Source organism: Streptomyces flavusporus (genome assembly GCF_046267975.1).
GTDB lineage: Bacteria > Actinomycetota > Actinomycetes > Streptomycetales > Streptomycetaceae > Streptomyces > Streptomyces flavusporus.
The window spans coordinates 5234653-5250592 of the sequence record NZ_CP176503.1 but is presented as its reverse complement, the minus strand read 5'-3'; the positions used below and the strand labels follow the sequence as shown (position 1 = coordinate 5250592).

The 15940-nt window shown below is 68.7% G+C and carries 17 protein-coding genes and 1 pseudogene; 12 read left to right on the top strand and 6 right to left on the bottom strand.

All coding sequences use genetic code 11. The features are described 5' to 3' along the window. Positions 1-296 precede the first annotated feature (296 nt). Positions 297-637: pseudogene (locus ACKTSN_RS24885) on the top strand (BBE domain-containing protein); the annotation flags it as partial. A 27-nt stretch (positions 638-664) separates the two neighbouring features. On the opposite strand, the gene ACKTSN_RS24880 reads toward ACKTSN_RS24885, so the two are convergent. The 5 genes from ACKTSN_RS24880 to ACKTSN_RS24860 form a co-directional block, all read right to left on the bottom strand. Continuing rightward, positions 665-1369 (bottom strand): phosphatase PAP2 family protein, encoded by a 705-nt coding sequence (locus tag ACKTSN_RS24880; RefSeq protein ID WP_409471130.1) that lies wholly within the window; start codon positions 1367-1369, stop codon positions 665-667. A 199-nt stretch (positions 1370-1568) separates the two neighbouring features. Continuing rightward, positions 1569-2534: an NlpC/P60 family protein gene (locus ACKTSN_RS24875; RefSeq protein WP_409474914.1), complete on the bottom strand. Its 966-nt coding sequence runs from the start codon at positions 2532-2534 to the stop codon at positions 1569-1571. Positions 2535-2763: 229 nt separating this feature from the next. Continuing rightward, on the bottom strand, positions 2764-3753 hold the full coding sequence (locus ACKTSN_RS24870; protein WP_409471129.1) for a hypothetical protein: 990 nt from the start codon (positions 3751-3753) through the stop codon (positions 2764-2766). 319 nt (positions 3754-4072) lie between these two features. Next, the gene (locus tag ACKTSN_RS24865; RefSeq protein WP_409471128.1) at positions 4073-4876 is read right to left on the bottom strand and encodes a Uma2 family endonuclease; all 804 of its coding nucleotides are present in this window, start codon (positions 4874-4876) and stop codon (positions 4073-4075) included. Between the two features lie 33 nt (positions 4877-4909). Beyond that, positions 4910-5335 carry an ATP-binding protein gene (locus ACKTSN_RS24860; RefSeq protein WP_409471127.1) on the bottom strand — a complete coding sequence of 142 codons (426 nt, stop codon included), beginning with the start codon at positions 5333-5335 and terminating at the stop codon, positions 4910-4912. Between the two features lie 185 nt (positions 5336-5520). Here ACKTSN_RS24860 and ACKTSN_RS24855 point away from each other — a divergent pair, with 185 nt between their 5' ends. From ACKTSN_RS24855 to ACKTSN_RS24845, 3 genes are read left to right on the top strand one after another with little or no spacing between them, the layout of a single operon-like run. After that, positions 5521-6366, top strand: a complete 846-nt coding sequence (locus ACKTSN_RS24855) for a helix-turn-helix domain-containing protein (RefSeq protein WP_409471126.1) — start codon at positions 5521-5523, stop codon at positions 6364-6366. A 7-nt stretch (positions 6367-6373) separates the two neighbouring features. Next, on the top strand, positions 6374-6553 hold the full coding sequence (locus tag ACKTSN_RS24850) for a DUF397 domain-containing protein (RefSeq protein ID WP_409471125.1): 180 nt from the start codon (positions 6374-6376) through the stop codon (positions 6551-6553). Continuing rightward, complete coding sequence (locus tag ACKTSN_RS24845; RefSeq protein WP_409471124.1) at positions 6546-6791, top strand: DUF397 domain-containing protein; 246 nt, start codon at positions 6546-6548, stop codon at positions 6789-6791. Before ACKTSN_RS24850 ends, ACKTSN_RS24845 begins: the two co-directional genes overlap by 8 nt. On the opposite strand, the gene ACKTSN_RS24840 is transcribed toward ACKTSN_RS24845, so the two are convergent. Then, the gene (locus tag ACKTSN_RS24840; protein WP_409471123.1) at positions 6785-7720 is read right to left on the bottom strand and encodes an oxidoreductase; all 936 of its coding nucleotides are present in this window, start codon (positions 7718-7720) and stop codon (positions 6785-6787) included. The genes ACKTSN_RS24845 and ACKTSN_RS24840 overlap by 7 nt on opposite strands. An 89-nt stretch (positions 7721-7809) precedes the next feature. Between ACKTSN_RS24840 and ACKTSN_RS24835 the strand changes: the two genes are divergently transcribed. From ACKTSN_RS24835 to ACKTSN_RS24800, 8 genes are all read left to right on the top strand, one after another. After that, positions 7810-8448 (top strand): TetR/AcrR family transcriptional regulator, encoded by a 639-nt coding sequence (locus ACKTSN_RS24835; protein WP_409471122.1) that lies wholly within the window; start codon positions 7810-7812, stop codon positions 8446-8448. Between the two features lie 290 nt (positions 8449-8738). Further along, a complete protein-coding gene (locus tag ACKTSN_RS24830) occupies positions 8739-9047 on the top strand; it encodes a hypothetical protein (protein WP_006136301.1) in 309 nt (102 codons plus the stop codon). Between the two features lie 89 nt (positions 9048-9136). Then, complete coding sequence (locus tag ACKTSN_RS24825; protein WP_409471121.1) at positions 9137-9262, top strand: hypothetical protein; 126 nt, start codon at positions 9137-9139, stop codon at positions 9260-9262. Beyond that, on the top strand, positions 9259-10083 hold the full coding sequence (locus tag ACKTSN_RS24820) for a hypothetical protein (RefSeq protein ID WP_409471120.1): 825 nt from the start codon (positions 9259-9261) through the stop codon (positions 10081-10083). The genes ACKTSN_RS24825 and ACKTSN_RS24820 overlap by 4 nt, the downstream gene beginning before the upstream one ends. After that, positions 10073-11413 (top strand): hypothetical protein, encoded by a 1341-nt coding sequence (locus ACKTSN_RS24815; RefSeq protein WP_409471119.1) that lies wholly within the window; start codon positions 10073-10075, stop codon positions 11411-11413. Before ACKTSN_RS24820 ends, ACKTSN_RS24815 begins: the two co-directional genes overlap by 11 nt. After that, positions 11410-12969 (top strand): SCO6880 family protein, encoded by a 1560-nt coding sequence (locus ACKTSN_RS24810; protein WP_409471118.1) that lies wholly within the window; start codon positions 11410-11412, stop codon positions 12967-12969. The genes ACKTSN_RS24815 and ACKTSN_RS24810 overlap by 4 nt, the downstream gene beginning before the upstream one ends. A gap of 14 nt (positions 12970-12983) precedes the next feature. Continuing rightward, a complete protein-coding gene (locus ACKTSN_RS24805) occupies positions 12984-14393 on the top strand; it encodes an ATP-binding protein (RefSeq protein WP_409471117.1) in 1410 nt (469 codons plus the stop codon). A 9-nt stretch (positions 14394-14402) separates the two neighbouring features. Beyond that, a complete protein-coding gene (locus tag ACKTSN_RS24800; protein ID WP_409471116.1) occupies positions 14403-15926 on the top strand; it encodes a type IV secretory system conjugative DNA transfer family protein in 1524 nt (507 codons plus the stop codon). The last annotated feature ends 14 nt before the right edge of the window (positions 15927-15940 follow it).

Genomic DNA, 15940 nt, shown 5'->3' with positions numbered 1-15940 from the left:
GAAGCGGCACGTCGGATTCCCGGCCCCCGACAGCTGCGCGCCCCGCTGTCTCCGAGAGCTCGTCGGTCACGTACATACGCGGAATCACGGGCGAAACTACACGCTTTCCACAACGCAGGTCATCACGGCCGGTCACGGATGAGACGAGCACCATATGGCGCCGCCCACAGACCGGTCGGGCGTCCGTGGAACCCCCGCGGCAGGGGACCCGTCTCGTCTGACGAAGACGGGCGGTAGCGGGGAGGCACCATGGAGCGGCGGACGTTCATCGGCGGCGGGACGGCCGCGATCGTGGGGGTGGCGTCGGCAGCATCGCCCTGACCGCACTCGGCGGCGCGGTCAACCGCGTCTCCCCGACGGCGACGGCCTTCGTGCACCGCCGCTCCCGGATGCTGGCCCAGTACATCGCCGCCTGGCGCGCGGGCACGTCCGGCTCGACGGCCCAGTCCTGGCTGACGTCGGCGCACCGGTCGATGCGCCCGTACGCCTCGGGCGCGGCCTACCAGAACAGAACTACACGGACCCGACCCTGACGAACTGGCGGAAGGCGTACTACGGGGATGCGGCGACCCGTCTGACGAAGCTGAAGCGGATCTACGACCCGAACCGGGTGTTCACGTACCCCCAGGCACTGTGAGACAGCCGAACGCCCCCTACACGCCCCTCACGCTGCCAGGTCCCGCTCCTCGGACCCGGCCGGTTCCGTACGGGTGTCCGGGATCAGCGTCTCCTGGCCGCCCGCCGAGGAGCGGCGGCGGATCAGCCGACCCGCACGCGGCGACCGCTCGACGGCCTTCATGACCGGCGTGAGCAAGGCCATGGCCAGCGGCGACAGCAGCAGGGCGACCGCCGTGCCGAGCGCGAATCCGCCGATGACGTCCGTCGGGTAGTGGACGCCCATGTAGACCCGGAGGAACCCTTCGAGCAGGGCGAGCCCGATGCCGGCGAGCCCGAACTTCCGGTGGGCGACGAAGAGACCGACACCCATGGCCATGGTGATGGTGGCGTGATCGCTCACGAACGAGAAGTCGGTCTTGCCGGAGACCAGGACGTCCAGCCCTTCGTGGCTGAAGAAGGGCCGCGGCCGTTCCACGAACCCCCGTATCGGCACGTTCACCAGCACCGCGATACCGGCCGCCAGCGGCGCCCACACGAGCGCGGCGACGGAGGAGGCCGCCTCCTCGCCACCACGCCTGCGCACGGACCACCAGCACCACACCACGAGCAGCACCATGGCGAGCAACAGCCCGTACTCACCCACGAACTCCATGATCCGGTCGAACCAGGACGGTGCGTCCTTGGCCAGGCCGTTGATGTCGTAGAGCAACTCGACGTCAGGGTTCGACCCGGATTGTGCGAGTCCAGCCATGGTGCAGCGGGCCCCTTCGTCGTCGTCTCCGCGGGCACAGGTGCGTGCGCCGCTCTGCCACCCCCGTGGTGTGTAGATCCGCGTGGCTCGGCTACGTCAACAGGAACGCACGACTCCCATCACTGCGTTCCACACTCCACTAAATGATCACGCAGACGTTATCGAAGAGAGACCCATCATCGCAGCTCAGGGGGGAGGCTCACGTTCGGTTCACCCCGGATCCGGCGGTGGCCGGGAGCGCTTTTGCGCCATCTTCGGTGACCCGGGTGGCACCGAAGTAGTCAGGGGTGTCGATCGGGTCGAACCGGATGACAGCCCCCGGCCTCGGGGCGTCGATCATGTACCCGCCCCCGACATAGATCCCCACGTGCCGAATGGCCCGCGAATTGGTGAGGTCGTCCGAGAAGAACACCAGATCCCCCGGCAGCAGTTCCTCGCGCGAGGGATGCGGCCCGGCGTTGTACTGATCATTGGCGACCCGCGGCAGCGTGATCCCCACACTCTCGTACGCGGCCTTGGTCAGCCCCGAGCAGTCGAACCGTCCGCCCTGCTCAGCCGTACCGTTGCCGCCCCAGAGGTACAGCGTGCCGAGCTTCTCCTGCGCGTAGTGGATGGCACCGGCGGCCTGCTCGGAAGGATCGACGCGGCCGACGGGCGCGGCGAAGCTCTGCTCGAGGGTCGTGATGGTCTTCACGTAGTTCTGGGTCTCCTTGTACGGCGGCACGCCCCCGTACTTGATGACCGCGTACGCCCCCGCGTTGTAGGCGGCGAGCATGTTCTTCGTCGCGTCCCCGGGCACGTCCTTCACGTACTTGGCGAGCTCGCAGTCGTACGAAGCGGCCGACGGAATCGCGTCATTCGGATCCCACACATCCCGGTCCCCGTCCCCGTCGCCGTCGATCCCGTGCGTGGCCCAGGTGCCGGGGATGAACTGCGCTATCCCCTGCGCCTGCGCCGGGCTCTGGGCCTTCGGGTTGAACCCGCTCTCCTGGTAGAGCTGGGCGGCGAGGAGGGCGGGGTTGATGGCGGGACACATATTGCCCCACTCCTGCACGAGGGGCTGATAGGCCGCGGGCACGGCCCCCTTGGCGAGCTTCTTGCCCGCCCCGTTCACGCCGTTGACGAGGTTTCCGGCGACGAGGTACACGCCCACGACGAGCAGCATCACGAAGCTCAGGCCCAGCGCGACCGCGACACCACTGGCCACCCATACTTTTCGCACGGCTCAACCCTCCCCCATATCGCCGCTGTTCAAGGCCATTTCCAGTGAGAGTGGCGTTATTTCACCGTGAAGCCGCGGATCCTTGTTGGTGCAGCTGATCGGAGACTCGCGGGAGTTGGAGTACCCGCGGCGCGACTCGGCGAGGCGGGTCGAGTACCAAACCCCCCACCGCTCATTGAGAGACCAGCTCGAACGGATGACCAGCGTCGCGGGGGCACACGGCGATGGTCAGCCGGCCGCGGCCCGGCGAGACCTCGGTAGGGTCGTTGGCCCACCTGATGCCCGTGTCCTGCCGGTCCTCGTACGGGATCCAACTGGTGGTGCTGGGGTCCCATTCGTACCGGGCTGCTGTGAGGAGCGGGGCAAGTTCCGTACCGCAGACGGAACAGGCCAGTGTCCGCGGTCCCGTGAGTGGCCAGGCGATGTACCCACCGACCTTCCAGCCAGGAGCTGTGGACAGGTCCGAGATGTACCGATCACCCTCGTCCTCCGGTCCCTCCCATGCGGCGATGCGGTCCTGCAGGGCCGGATCGAGAGCCATGAAGTACGGATGCTCGACGACCTCCTCGGGATGCAGCACGCAGGGGGAGGGGACGAGTTCGGGACGGCCGACGACCTCGGGGACAGGCTGCTCGGCCAACAGCGCGCCGACATCCTCCGAGTGACGCTGGCGCAGCTCCACGTGGAGCTCGTAGCGGCTGTCGCCGTGCCTTTCGAAACCGCACCAGAACACCTGAAGCAGGTCCCCCTCCCCTGTGCCGGGCAGACCGGGGACGTCGCGCCGGTACAACTGAGCCACCGCTATCAGCGGGATGGGATCCGTGTCGGCGAGATGCGGGGCGTGCCGGCCGCGCTTGAACCCGGCGAGTTCCGCGGCTTCCTCGGCGGTCGGCCCTCGTGGGTCGCGCCGTCGGGCCCGCTCCCGGATCTCCCGCTCACGCACCACCTCGGAGTACCGGTAGCCGCTGCCACGCTTGTGCGGGATCGTGCAGACCGGCCACGGCTCGTCCGCGGGCCACAGCAGCGGGCCGCCAACCGAACTGTCACGCATCGTGGGTGTGCCGCGACGCGGATGCAGCCGAGTGGTGGACCGACGCATCGTGGCCAGGTCGGGGAAGACCGCTTCAACATCGACGGGTCGGGGCGGGGTGGTACGGGGCATGGGTCAGGGCTCCCGGGGGTTGGGTGCGGACTCGGACGGGGATACGGGGCCGAGGGCCGGACGGTGATCCCGATGAAGTCCAGAATCTCGTCCAGCCAGCCCAGCAGCGTGTACCCCAAGACCCACACAACCCCCGTCGATGCAGCATCAGTTCAACTAGTCACTTCGGCGTAGCACGTGTAGTGACATGGCCAGTCGAACGATCGTTGCAGTCGACACTGCGTGTGCGAGTCAGGGTTGGCGGAGCCAAGGTTGCTGTCGACGGCCGGACGGGACGCGAAAGTCTGAGACGCCGGCGTCCTGCTCCCCGGAGCTCTCCTTAGCTTTCCTTCTGGCCTTGCCGGCGAGGCGAAGTGCCGTACAGCGGGAAGCCGTCTGTGGAGACCTCGATGCCGAGCGGCTCGGGCAGCCGCACGGATTCCCCGAACTTGCCCGGCAACACATCCTGATAGGCGCCGTTGTCCGGGTGGGTATGCAGGGCCCAGGTGCCGTTGCGGGGGTCGACGACGAGGAGGACGGGGACGCAGGCCACGGCGTACCAGTCGGCCTTGTCCCGGATCTCACGGGACTTCTCCGACCGGGAGATGACCTCGACGGCAAGCGCGGTGTCCTCCGGCGCGGCAAGCCAGTCGTCGTCCTCTTCCCACTCCAGGGGCAGGACGATCAAGTCCGGCGTCACATAGTCGTCCGGGTCTTCCGGCAGGGCGATCGAGGACACCTCGTACACGTCCAGCCCTTCTGGCAGAGCAGCGGCTTCGAGCTGCCTCCGCACCCGCTTCACCACGCCCGCGTGCTTGCCACGTGGCGTCGGGGACATCACGAGCTTCCCTCCCACGATCTGCACGCGCAGACCTGTCGCTTCCTCGATCTTCTCGGCGGCCTCGCGCAGATGCCCCGGACGGGGTCGCAGAGGGGGCCACGTGCCCGGTGACACGGACATGGCTCGCCGCCTCCGTCCCTCCACCTTGTCGGCGTCCTCGGCTGGGCGAGCGGGCTCGGTGGGAGGTCCGACATCCCGCTCGGCGTCGACTCCACCGTACTGTGCGGCCTGCTTCTCCGCCTCCGCGTCACGCTCCCCGCAGGTACGCGCGGTCTTCTCGAGTCGCTGCTCGGCCTTCGCCACGACTCCCCTCCCCACCGCTCCGATAACGCGCCATTACTTTAGGTCACTCCCCTGACACTCGGCCCACAGCAGCTTTCCGCCCGTCACCCCACCGACCTCCACACCCAAGGCGTCGGCACACGCCTGCACGAGCAGCAGCCCACGCCCGTGCTCGGCGTCGGGCGGGGCCGCGGAGAGGGGGGACTCAGCGAACCCTGGTGGGACTCGGGGGTCGGCGTCCCAGACGGCGACTCTGAGCAGTCCTGGCTGGGTGCGGTGGAGGCGGAGGGCGTAGGGCCCGGTGGTGTGCAGGTGCGCGTTGGTGAGGAGTTCGGCGGCGACGAGCTCCGCGGTGGGGGTGAGGTCGGTGAGGTCGTGGGCGGCGAGGACGGTGCGGAGGGTTGCGCGGGCGATGCCCGGTGCGCGTGGATCGTGCGGGAGTTGGAGGGTGTAGGTCCAGGGCGGGGATACGGTGGGCATGGAAGTGTCCGATCAGGTAGGGGGTGTTGAGGTGAGCCCAGTGACCTCGCCGCTCCGTCGAGCGGGGCACTTCTGGGCGGTGGGCCCAGTTGTAAGGTAGCGGCACACAGTGAATGCATGAACCGATTCCTTCTAATCACATTCACTACCACCCCTGTGAGTGACAACGAGGAGGCGGCAAGCCCGTGAGGAACCCGACGGGTCGCCAACTGCGGTTCGGCGCTGAGCTGCGCAAACTGCGCGAACGTGCGGGCCTGAGCGCCACCGAGGCCGGTCAACTCCTGGGCATCAAGCAGTCGCAGGTCAGCAACATGGAGGCCGGTCGCGTAGGCGTGAGCCCCGAGCGGGTACGCACGATCGCCTGCCACTACGACTGCTCCGACCAGCCCCTCATCCAGGCGCTCGGCGACATGACCTCCCAGCGCACACGCGGCTGGTGGGAGCAGTACCGCGAACTACTGCCCACGGCACTCCTCGACCTGGCCGAACTGGAGCACCACGCCCAGTCGTTGCGCGCCGCCACCACGGCTCGCATCCCGGGCTTGCTCCAGACTCGCGAGTACGCCCTCGAAATCTTCCGTCAGGCGGTCACCGAGCTCTCGCCACCCGACATCGAGAACCGCCTCTCGTTCCGCATCAAGCGGCAGGCGATCCTCTACCGAGAGAGCAACCCCACCCCATACGAGGCGACCGTCCACGAGGCGGCCCTGCGCATGAAGGTCGGCGGACCCACGGTTTCCCGGCAGCAGTTGCAGTACCTGCTCGACATGAGCGAGCGCGACCACATCACCCTGCGTGCAATCACCTTCGACGCCGGCGCCTACCCGGGATCCGGACAGTCGATCTATTACTCGTACGGCCCAGTACCCCAACTGGACACCGTCCAGCTCGACCAGTCCCACGGCGTCGCTTTCCTCGATGCCGAGGCTCAGCTACAGAAATACCGGACGCTCTTCGATCGGATCGACGCCGTAGCACTGAGCCCGGAAAAGACCCGCGACCTTGTCCACCATCTGATGCGAGAGCTGTGAGGCACCCATGAACTGGCAGAAGTCCTCCTACTGCAGCGAAGGCAACTCCTGCGTCCACGTCGCCACCACCACCGAAACGATCCATCTCACCGAAAGCAGCGACCCCACCGGAGCCATACTCAAGGCCACCCCGGCCACCTTCGAAGCCCTCCTCGCCACCCTCAAGAAGGGCCCCCACCGTGGGTGAAATCCCCCCGAACCTCACCTGGGAACGCGCCGCCCCACCCGACGCCACCGGCCCTGGCCCCTGGATCGAGATCGCCTTCGGCGAAGGAGAGGACGGCGACGCCCCCGTCTACATCCGCGAGACCAGCGACCCGGGCAACGTGGTCACCACCAACCGCCGCAAGTGGGACGCCTTCGTACTCGGCGTACAGGCAGGCGAGTTCGACCACTTCGTGGAGGGCGTCAACGGCGTTCAGTAACCGCCCCCGCTCACCGCCCCCAGCGGGAACCTCACGCCCGTCAGCTCCTCCGAAACCGTCCACAGCCGCCGAGCCGCCGCCGGGTCGCTCGCCGCAGCCGAGCGGCTCACCAGGGTCGGTGCGCCCCGCATCTCACCCAGGCCGTCGGGGCCGACGTAGCTCGCGCCAGGCAGGTCCTGCGTCGCCACGTACAGCGTCGGCAGGGCCCCCGCCCTGTCGTCCTGGGCGAAGAAGCGGTTGCCGAGCATCATGGCCACCCGGCTCACGCGGCTCGCGGCGTGGCTCTGGAGGTTGGTCGCCGCGTACCCGGGGTGCGCAGCGAGGGCGCGGACGGGAGAGCCGGACTCCGTGAGGCGGCGCTGGAGTTCGAGGGTGAAGAGCAGGTTCGCCAGCTTGGACTGGGCGTAGGCGCGCACCGGCGTGTAACCCGACGTCAGATTCAGGTCGTCGAAGCGGATGACGCCGTCGCCGAACCGGTAGGCGCCCGAGGACACCGTCACCACGCGGTCGGTGACGTACGGCAGCAGCAGGTTCGTCAGCGCGAAGTGGCCCAGATGGTTCGTGCCGAACTGCATCTCGAAGCCGTCCTTGGTCCGCTGCTCCGGGAGCATCATCACGCCCGCGTTGTTGATCAGCAGATCCAGCGGACGGGCCTCCCAGCCCTCCGCGAACGCGCGGACCGAGGCCAGGTCGGCGAGGTCGAGGCGGCGGACCTCCGTGCTGCCGTTCACGGCCGCGGCCGCGGCCCGGCCGCGCTCAGGATCCCGTACGGCGAAGACGACATGCGCCCCCGCCCGGGCCAGCGCGTCCGCGGCGGCGAGGCCGATGCCGCTGTTGGCACCGGTGACGACCACCGTCCGGCCGGTGAGGTCGGGAAGGCGGCTTGCGTTCCATTTCGCCGGCCGGGCCGGCTTACGCGTCGTAGCCATGCTCCCAATGTAGGCAGCGCCAACAATGCTGTCAATGACAACAATGGTGACGACATCAACAAAGGTGACACCGGCAACATCGAGATACGATGGTGCGCATGCCCGAGAGCCGCCCCTACCACCACGGAGACCTGCGCGCAGCCCTGCTCGCCGGCGCCGAGCGCACCCTGCGGGAGAAGGGGGCCGCCACCCTGTCCCTGCGCGAACTCGCCCGCGAGACCGGCGTCAGCCACGCCGCCCCGGGCCGGCACTTCAAGGACAAGCAGGCCCTGCTGGACGCCCTCGCCCTCACCGGCTTCGAGCGCCTGACCGAGACCGTGGTCACCGCGGACGACCCCGCACTCCCGATCGAGGAGCGGCTCACCCATCTCGCCAGGGCCTACCTCGGATTCGCCATCGAGAACGCCGCGCTACTGGAGCTGATGTACGCGCGCAAGCACGACCCGGACGTCTCCCAGCAACTCGCGGCAGCCGTCGAGCGAACAATCGAGCCGTTTGTGCGCCTCATCGAAGGCGCCCAGCAGCGCGGCGAGATCGTCGAGGGGGACCCCGAGCACATCACCCTCATCACAGGCGCCACCCTGCACGGCATCGCCGCCTTCGCCGCCAACGGCTCGCTCCCGGCCCGGGCCGCACTCGACGGCATCGGCGAACTGGTCCACCATCTCCTGCACGGACTCCGGCCCCGCCGACCCCTCGCCACCGAGCCAGGTCACACCGGGAGATAGCCTTCATCCGGAGAACATCGTCACGACCCTGTCACCCGACCGGCCGTCAAAAACGGCTCCGGGGCGCAGAAGAGCACAACGACGGAACCACATGACGGGTTTCGTTCCCACCTCGTTGCCCGGCGTGACCTGCCGTGATACACAGAGTGACGATACGAGGTGTTCGTACGAAACCCGCCACTCGATGACGCCAAGTCGACATACGACAGCGCCATTGTCGGCGAGAATGAGGCCTGACCTCTGCGCACCGCAGGGGACTGCGGAACTACCCACCAGGGGCGGTGACTTACATGCTCTTTGCGGCCGACGAGGGAGACATCAACACCATCATCGGCGGGATCGCTCCGGACTGGGGCCCCTTCGGCAGCCTGGGCAACGAGGCGAAGGTGATGATCGAGGTCGTGATGGCAGTGGCCATCCTGATCTGCCTCGGCATCGCCATCTGGGGCGCCGCCAAGCAGCGCATCGGCGCGACGGCCCTGCGCGACACCTTCAGCGCGGAACAGGGCAAGGGCCTCATCATCGCCGGCCTCACCGGGGTGTTCATCATCGGCTCACTCGGCACGCTCTTCACCATCGTGTACGGCATGGCCGTATAGGCCGCGTCCCTCCCCTCCGGGCACGCCCGGTCCGGTCCCCTCCACCCCACCCGCCCGTCGTGCCCACCGGTTGAGGTTGCGTTTCCCTGATGTCCCTGATGTCGAGTCACCACACCGCGCCCGCGCGGGAACCAGCACGGCTACCGTCGTACATCTACGCGTTCAGTCGGTACGACGGTTTCCGCTACGACGTCGAGGGGGCGTACGCGGCATGAGTCTCGGTGACGAACACGAGGCCTCCGGCGGTTACGGAGGTACGGGTCACACCCGCACCCGGCTGCCCGACAGCGACCCCTACGGGGGTGCGCGGCGGGGCGGCCGTTCGTCGTCGCGCAGCCTCGTGACGGTGGTGGGGGTGGTGGTGCTGCTGATCGCTGCGATCGCATTCGCCAACAGGGGAGGAGACGATTCCCCTTCCACTGACGCGAGCGGCGGCTCCGGCCCGGAGGCGGCGCCTACTGCGGCGAGTGGGGAGCGGCCGGTGGAGGGCAAGACGGGCGGGATTCCGACCGGGTACGCCCATGACGAGGAGGGGGCGCAGAGTGCGGCGGCGAACTATGCGGCCGCGCTGGGGTCTGACGGCATGTTCAATACGTCCAGACGCCACGAGATCGTGCAGACAATCGCCGATCCCGGTGCGGTGGGCCGACTCCAGTCCGGCTTCGACGCCGACTATTCAGCAGACCTCCTGAAGAAGATCGGCCTCAAAGGCGACGGCGCCGCTCCAGCAGGCAGCACCTTCGTCAACCGCACACTGCCGGCTGGCACCAAGGTCACGTCCTTCAATGATGGCGAGGCCACTGTCGAGGTCTGGTGCAACAGCCTGTTCGGCCTTGCCGGCGAAGGCTCGACCAATCCCGTGACCAGCGGGTGGTTCACCGTGACCATGAAGCTGAGCTGGAGCGGTGACTGGAAGGTCCTGGAGACCAGCCAGAAGACTGGCCCGACTCCCGTCGCCGGAGACAACCCCGTTTCCGGCGTCGACGAGATCGGCAAGGCGGTCAAGGAGTTCGGAGGGTTCACGTATGCCCGGTAGCCCGCACCGCGTGCTCAAGCTCACCGGCCTCGTGGCCGCCGCACAGGCAACCGCCGTGCTGGTGGCCAGCCGTGCCTTCGCGGCACCCACTCCCACGCCAACGCCATCGCCGACAGGCAGCGAGGATCCCTGCTCGCTGATCGCCGGCCCCGCGAAGGAATACTGCGAACGCGGCGACAGCGAACGCGGCGGCAGCTCCCCCACCCTCGACCCCACCTCCACCCTCGACCCCCTCTCCTCCCTCGCCCAAGGCTGCGCCGACGCCGCCTCCTGGACCATCGACAAGCTCAGCGAGGCCGTCAACGACACCGCGAACGTCGACTTCACGAACGCCAGGTTCCTCCAGCAGTACGCCGTCGTCTTCGCCGCGTCGACGATCCTCACCCTCCTCCTCTGGCTGCTGGCCGTGGCCAAGCGAGCCGTCCGCGGCGTCCCCCTCAGCACAGCCGTCGGCGAGGCGATCGGCTTCCTCTGGCTCACCGTCCTGGCCTCCGCCTTCACCCCGCTGATCCTGTACACGGTCGTCTCGGCGACGGACGGCGTCTCCGACGTCCTGGCGAAAACCACCGGCGACCAGACGGACGCCTTCTTCGGCAACTTCTCCGGCGCCTTGAAGAAGGGCGAGGACATCGGCGGCGGCCCGATCATGCTGATCGTCGTCTCCCTGGTCTCCATCCTCGCCGCCGGTGTGCTGTGGCTGGAGCTGGTCATCAGGGCCGCGCTGCTCTACGTCGGCGCACTGCTCGGCACCGTCGTGTACGCCGGCCTCGTCGACAAGAACCTGTGGGGTCACGTCCGCCGCTGGGCCGGCATCATGATCGCCGTCATCCTCGTCAAGCCGGTGATCGTCATCGTCCTCGGCCTCGCCGGCGCACTCTCCGCCGACGACGGCCCCGACGCCTTCTCCGCCGTCGTCTCCGGCCTTGCGATCATCCTGCTCGCCATCTTCGCCTCCGCGATGATCTACCGCTTCGTCCCCGGCTTCGGCGACGAGATCGCCGGCTCCCGCAACAACCGCATCATGCAGAGCGCCGAAGGAAAGGCCGCCGCCGTCATCAGCTCCCCGGCGACCCTGGTGGCCCAGGGCATCAAGACCCACAGCACCCGCGCCGACAACAACAGCGGCCAGTCCGGCGCCAACACCGCCCCCCGCCCCGCCAACCAGGCGTCCGGCGGGGTCGCCGCGCACAGCTCGCGCCCCTCGCACGGAGGCGGTGGATCTGTTCCGTCCGCCGCACCCGCGCCGCGCTCGTCCAGCCCGGTGAACACCCCGCACGCCAGCAACACCCGCAACAGCAGTCCCAACCGCACGGGAGGTGAAGGGCGTTGACGACCGAGTCCCACCTGTCCCATCCGGTCACGCCCCGCCGTACATATCTGATCGGCCGCGCCCGGCCGAACGCGATCGTCGGCCGCAACCGCGAGACCGGCGAGATCGCGCTGATCATCGCGGGCGCGTTCCTGGGCATGATGTGCGGGCTTCTCGTCCCGGTCCTCTCCCTGCGCATCGTGCTGCTGATGGGCTTCCCGCTGGTCGCGCTGGCGGTGGTCTACGTGCCGTACAAGCACCGCACGTTCTACAAGTGGTTCGAGATCAACCGCAGTTACAAGCGCACCCTCCGCTCGGGCGCCACCTACCGATCGGCCGCCATCGAGGCCGGCACGCGTCTCGACGGGCTGGAGCTCGAGATCGGCCCGCCCCCCGGCATCGGCCGCATCACCTGGCTCGCCGCACCCTTCGGGCCCGACGAGATCGCCGTACTGCTGCACGCGGACCGCAAGACGGTGACCGCCGCCATCGAGATCGAGGGCCCGGGCGTCGGTCTGCGCGACTCCGAGGACCAGGAAGCCCTCGTCGACCGCTTCGGCACCCTCCTCAAGCACGTGGCCAACGGCGACGGCTTCGTCACCCGGCTGCAGATGCTCGCCCGCACCCTCCCCGCCGACCCCGACGCCCACGCCAAGGACGTGGCCGTACGCGGCGACGACCGGGCCCCGTCCTGGCTGCAGCAGTCGTACGACCAGCTCCAGTCGATGGTGTCGACGAGCAGCGAGCAGCACCGCGCGTATCTCGTCGCCTGTATGCACTACACCCGTGAACTCGCCGCCGAGGCCCATGCGATGGCCCGTGCCGCCCGCCCCCACGGCGGCGGCAAGGTCGACCGGGACGCCGGGCTGGCGGTCGTCATGGCGCGCGAGCTGACGGACATCTGCTCGCGCCTCCAGGAGGCCGACATCCGCGTACGGCAGCCACTCGGGCAGGGACGGCTCGCCTCGCTCATCCACTCCATGTACGACCCGGACCACCCGATCGACCACATCCAGGCAATGACGAAACGCAATGCCTGGCCGGCCGAGCTGGACGCCATGGAGCCGACGTACCTCCAGGCGAAGACCCGCGAGTCGTCCACCCGCGCCCCCTGGTGCCATGCCACGGCCTGGGTGAAGGAGTGGCCGATGACCCCGGTGGGCGTCAACTTCCTGGCGCCCCTCCTCGTCCACACCCCGGACGTCATCCGAACGGTCGCCGTGACGATGGATCTCGAACCCACCGAGGTAGCCATCGAACGCATGCTGACCGAGAAGACGAACGACGAGGCCGAAGCCTCCCGCGCCGCCAAGATGAACCGTACCGTCGACCCGCGCGACGTCGCCGCCCACAACCGTCTCGACCAGCGAGGAGAAGATCTGGCGAGCGGTGCGGCAGGGGTGAACCTGGTCGGCTACATCACCGTCTCCTCCCGCACCCCGGAGGCGTTGGCGCGCGACAAGCGGACGATAAGGGCCTCGGCCGGCAAGTCGTATCTGAAGCTGGAGTGGTGCGACCGCGAGCACCACCGGGCCTTCGTGAACACGCTCCCGTTCGCCACCGGAATCCGAAGGTAGGGGTTGATGCCCTGATGCGGGACCCGCTCTCCGCCATCACCGAAGCCTTCACGTCCTTCCTCTTCGGCAAGGTCGAGACCACCCGGCTGCCCGTACGCACCTCCACGGGCCAGGCGCAGGCGGTCTACCTCCCCACCGCCGCCCCCGGCCTCGGCGACTCCGGCGTCATCATCGGCCGCGAGGTGTACTCCGGGAAGGGCTACATCTACGACCCCTTCCAGCTCTACGGCCAACAGCTCCCCGCCCCGCACTGGCTGGTCCTCGGCGAGTCCGGCAACGGCAAGTCGGCGCTGGAGAAGACATACGTCCTACGACAGCTGCGCTTCCGGGACCGGCAGGTCGTCGTGCTCGACGCGCAGGGCGAGGACGGCGTCGGCGAGTGGAACCTCATCGCCCAGGAACTGGGGATAACTCCCATCCGCCTGGACCCGATGGCCGCCCTCGACCACGGCATCCGCCTCAACCCGCTCGACCCGGCGATCACGACGACGGGTCAGCTCGCCCTGCTCCGGACCATCATCGAGGTCGCGATGGGGCATGGGCTGGACGAGCGGTCCGGCTTTGCACTCAAGGTCGCGCACGCCTACGTCAACGAGACCATCGTCGAGCGCCAGCCGGTCCTGACCGACATCGTGGAGCAGCTACGGCACCCCGAGCCGGAGTCCGCCGAGGCGATGAACGTCGACATAGACGACGTACGGGCGTGGGGCCTGGACGTGGCGCTGGTCCTGGACCGCCTGGTCGACGGTGACCTGCGCGGCATGTTCGACGGCCCGACAACGGTCGGGATCGACCTCGACGCCCCGCTGATCGTCTTCGACCTCTCCCACATCGACCGCAACTCCATCGCCATGCCGATCCTGATGGCGATCGTCGGCGTATGGCTGGAGCACACCTGGATCCGCCCCGACCGGAAGAAGCGCATCTTCCTGGTCGAGGAGGCCTGGCACATCATCAACAGCCCCTTCGTGGCGCAGCTGTTCCAGCGGCTGCTGAAGTTCGGGCGACGGCTGGGCCTGTCCTTCGTGGCGGTCGTGCACCACCTGTCCGACGTCGTGGACGGGGCAGCGGCGAAGGAGGCCGCGGCGATCCTGAAGATGGCATCGACCCGGACCATCTACGCCCAGAAGGCGGACGAGGCGAGGGCGACGGGCCGGGTGCTGGGTCTGCCGCGGTGGGCCGTCGAGATCATCCCGACCCTCACTCCCGGCATCGCCGTCTGGGACGTCAACGGCAACGTCCAGGTCGTCAAACACCTGGTCACGGAGACGGAACGCCCGCTGGTCTTCACCGACCGGGCGATGACCGAGTCCTCCAGCGAACTCGCCGACGACGCCCTGCGCGCCGCCGAGCTGGAGGCGGAGGAGCGGGCGGCGGCCTTCATGGAACAGCACCTCGGCGACTCCGAGTCGACGGTGGCGTAGGAGGGCGGCGTGAGACCGGACGACCACCGGCGGGACGGCCAGGGCGGTATCCCCGACGGCCTGCTGATCGGCATACTCGCGTTCCTGCTCGGCATGACGCTGCTGGTCTGGTCGGCCACGGGCCTCGCCGGCTGGTTCTCCCACGGCGCCTGGCCGTCCGGCGTGACCTTCACCCGCACGCCCCTGGCCATGCGCCACCTCGTCGCCGAGCCCCACGACATCACCGGCGCCTGGCCCCACACGCCGGGGACGCAGCTCTCCGGGTACGGGCTGTTCTGGGGGCTGTTCATCGGTCAGCTGATGGTGCTGGTCGTACTGACGGTGTTCGTGATGGGGACGCTGGAGCGGTGGAAGGCGGTACGGGCGAGACAGAGGTCTGCGCCGACGGGCCGCTCCGAGGACGACAAGAACGTCACCCCGGCCCCGACGATCGAGCCGCAACAGTCCCGGGCCCCGGCAGAGCAGGCACCCATCACGGACCGGGACCGGCCGCACGAGGTCCCCACCCCGAGAAGAGCCCCGGACCCGGATACCACGGCGCCACTCCGCCCAACGTCACCGCACCCGGAGCCCCTCACATCCCTGTTCGGCGGTGAACGGGTGGGCGGATGGGAGAAAATCCTCGTGATGCCGGCGGAAATCCGCCACTCCACCGCAGCCCAGGCCATCCGCGACGCGGAAGGCCCCGCCCTCGTCGTCACATCGAACCCCACCCTCTGGCAGGACACCAAGGACGCCAGATCAAAACTCGGTCCAGTCCTCCTCTACGACCCCACCCACCGCTGCGACACCCCGGCCCGCCTCCACTGGTCCCCCACCACAGGCTGCGAGGACAAGCCGACGGCAACAGCAAGAGCCGCCGCCCTCCTCACGCCGGTCCGCCCCACCGCCAAGATCGACCAGGCCGTCAGCGACACCGCCGAGACGCTGCTCCGCAGCTACCTCCACGCCGCCGCCCTCGACAACCGCACCATCCGCCACGTCCACCGCTGGTCCCAGGGCACCCAGATCCAGGAAGCCGTACGCACCCTGCGTACGCACGCCAAGGCGGCCCCCGGCGCCGCCGGCGAACTCGAGGCCGCCCTCACCGCGCACCCCGAACGCCGCGACATGGCTCACGAGTTGACCAGTCGCGCCCTGTCCTCACTGTTCACGGTGAACGTCCGCGAGGCATGCACCCCAAACCGAACTGATGCGCTCACCTTGGATTCCTTCATCGACGAAGGGGGCACGCTTTATATGGTCGGTGAATCCATCGAGGACCCCAGGACGAACCCCGGCGCGATGCCTCTCCTCACGGCCCTCGTCTCCAGCGTGGTCGAGCGCGGCCGGCGCATGGCCGAACGGTCATCCTCCGGTCGCCTCGACCCACCACTGACCCTCGTCCTCGACGACATCGCGGCCGTGGCCCCGCTCCCCCAACTCCCGTCCCTGCTCGCGTCCGGACCGGACCAGGGCCTCCCCACCCTGGCCCTCATCCGCTCCCGCGAACAGGCCCGTTCCCGCTGGCCGCACGACGAGCTGCCGGTCTGACGTCACCCTCTCTC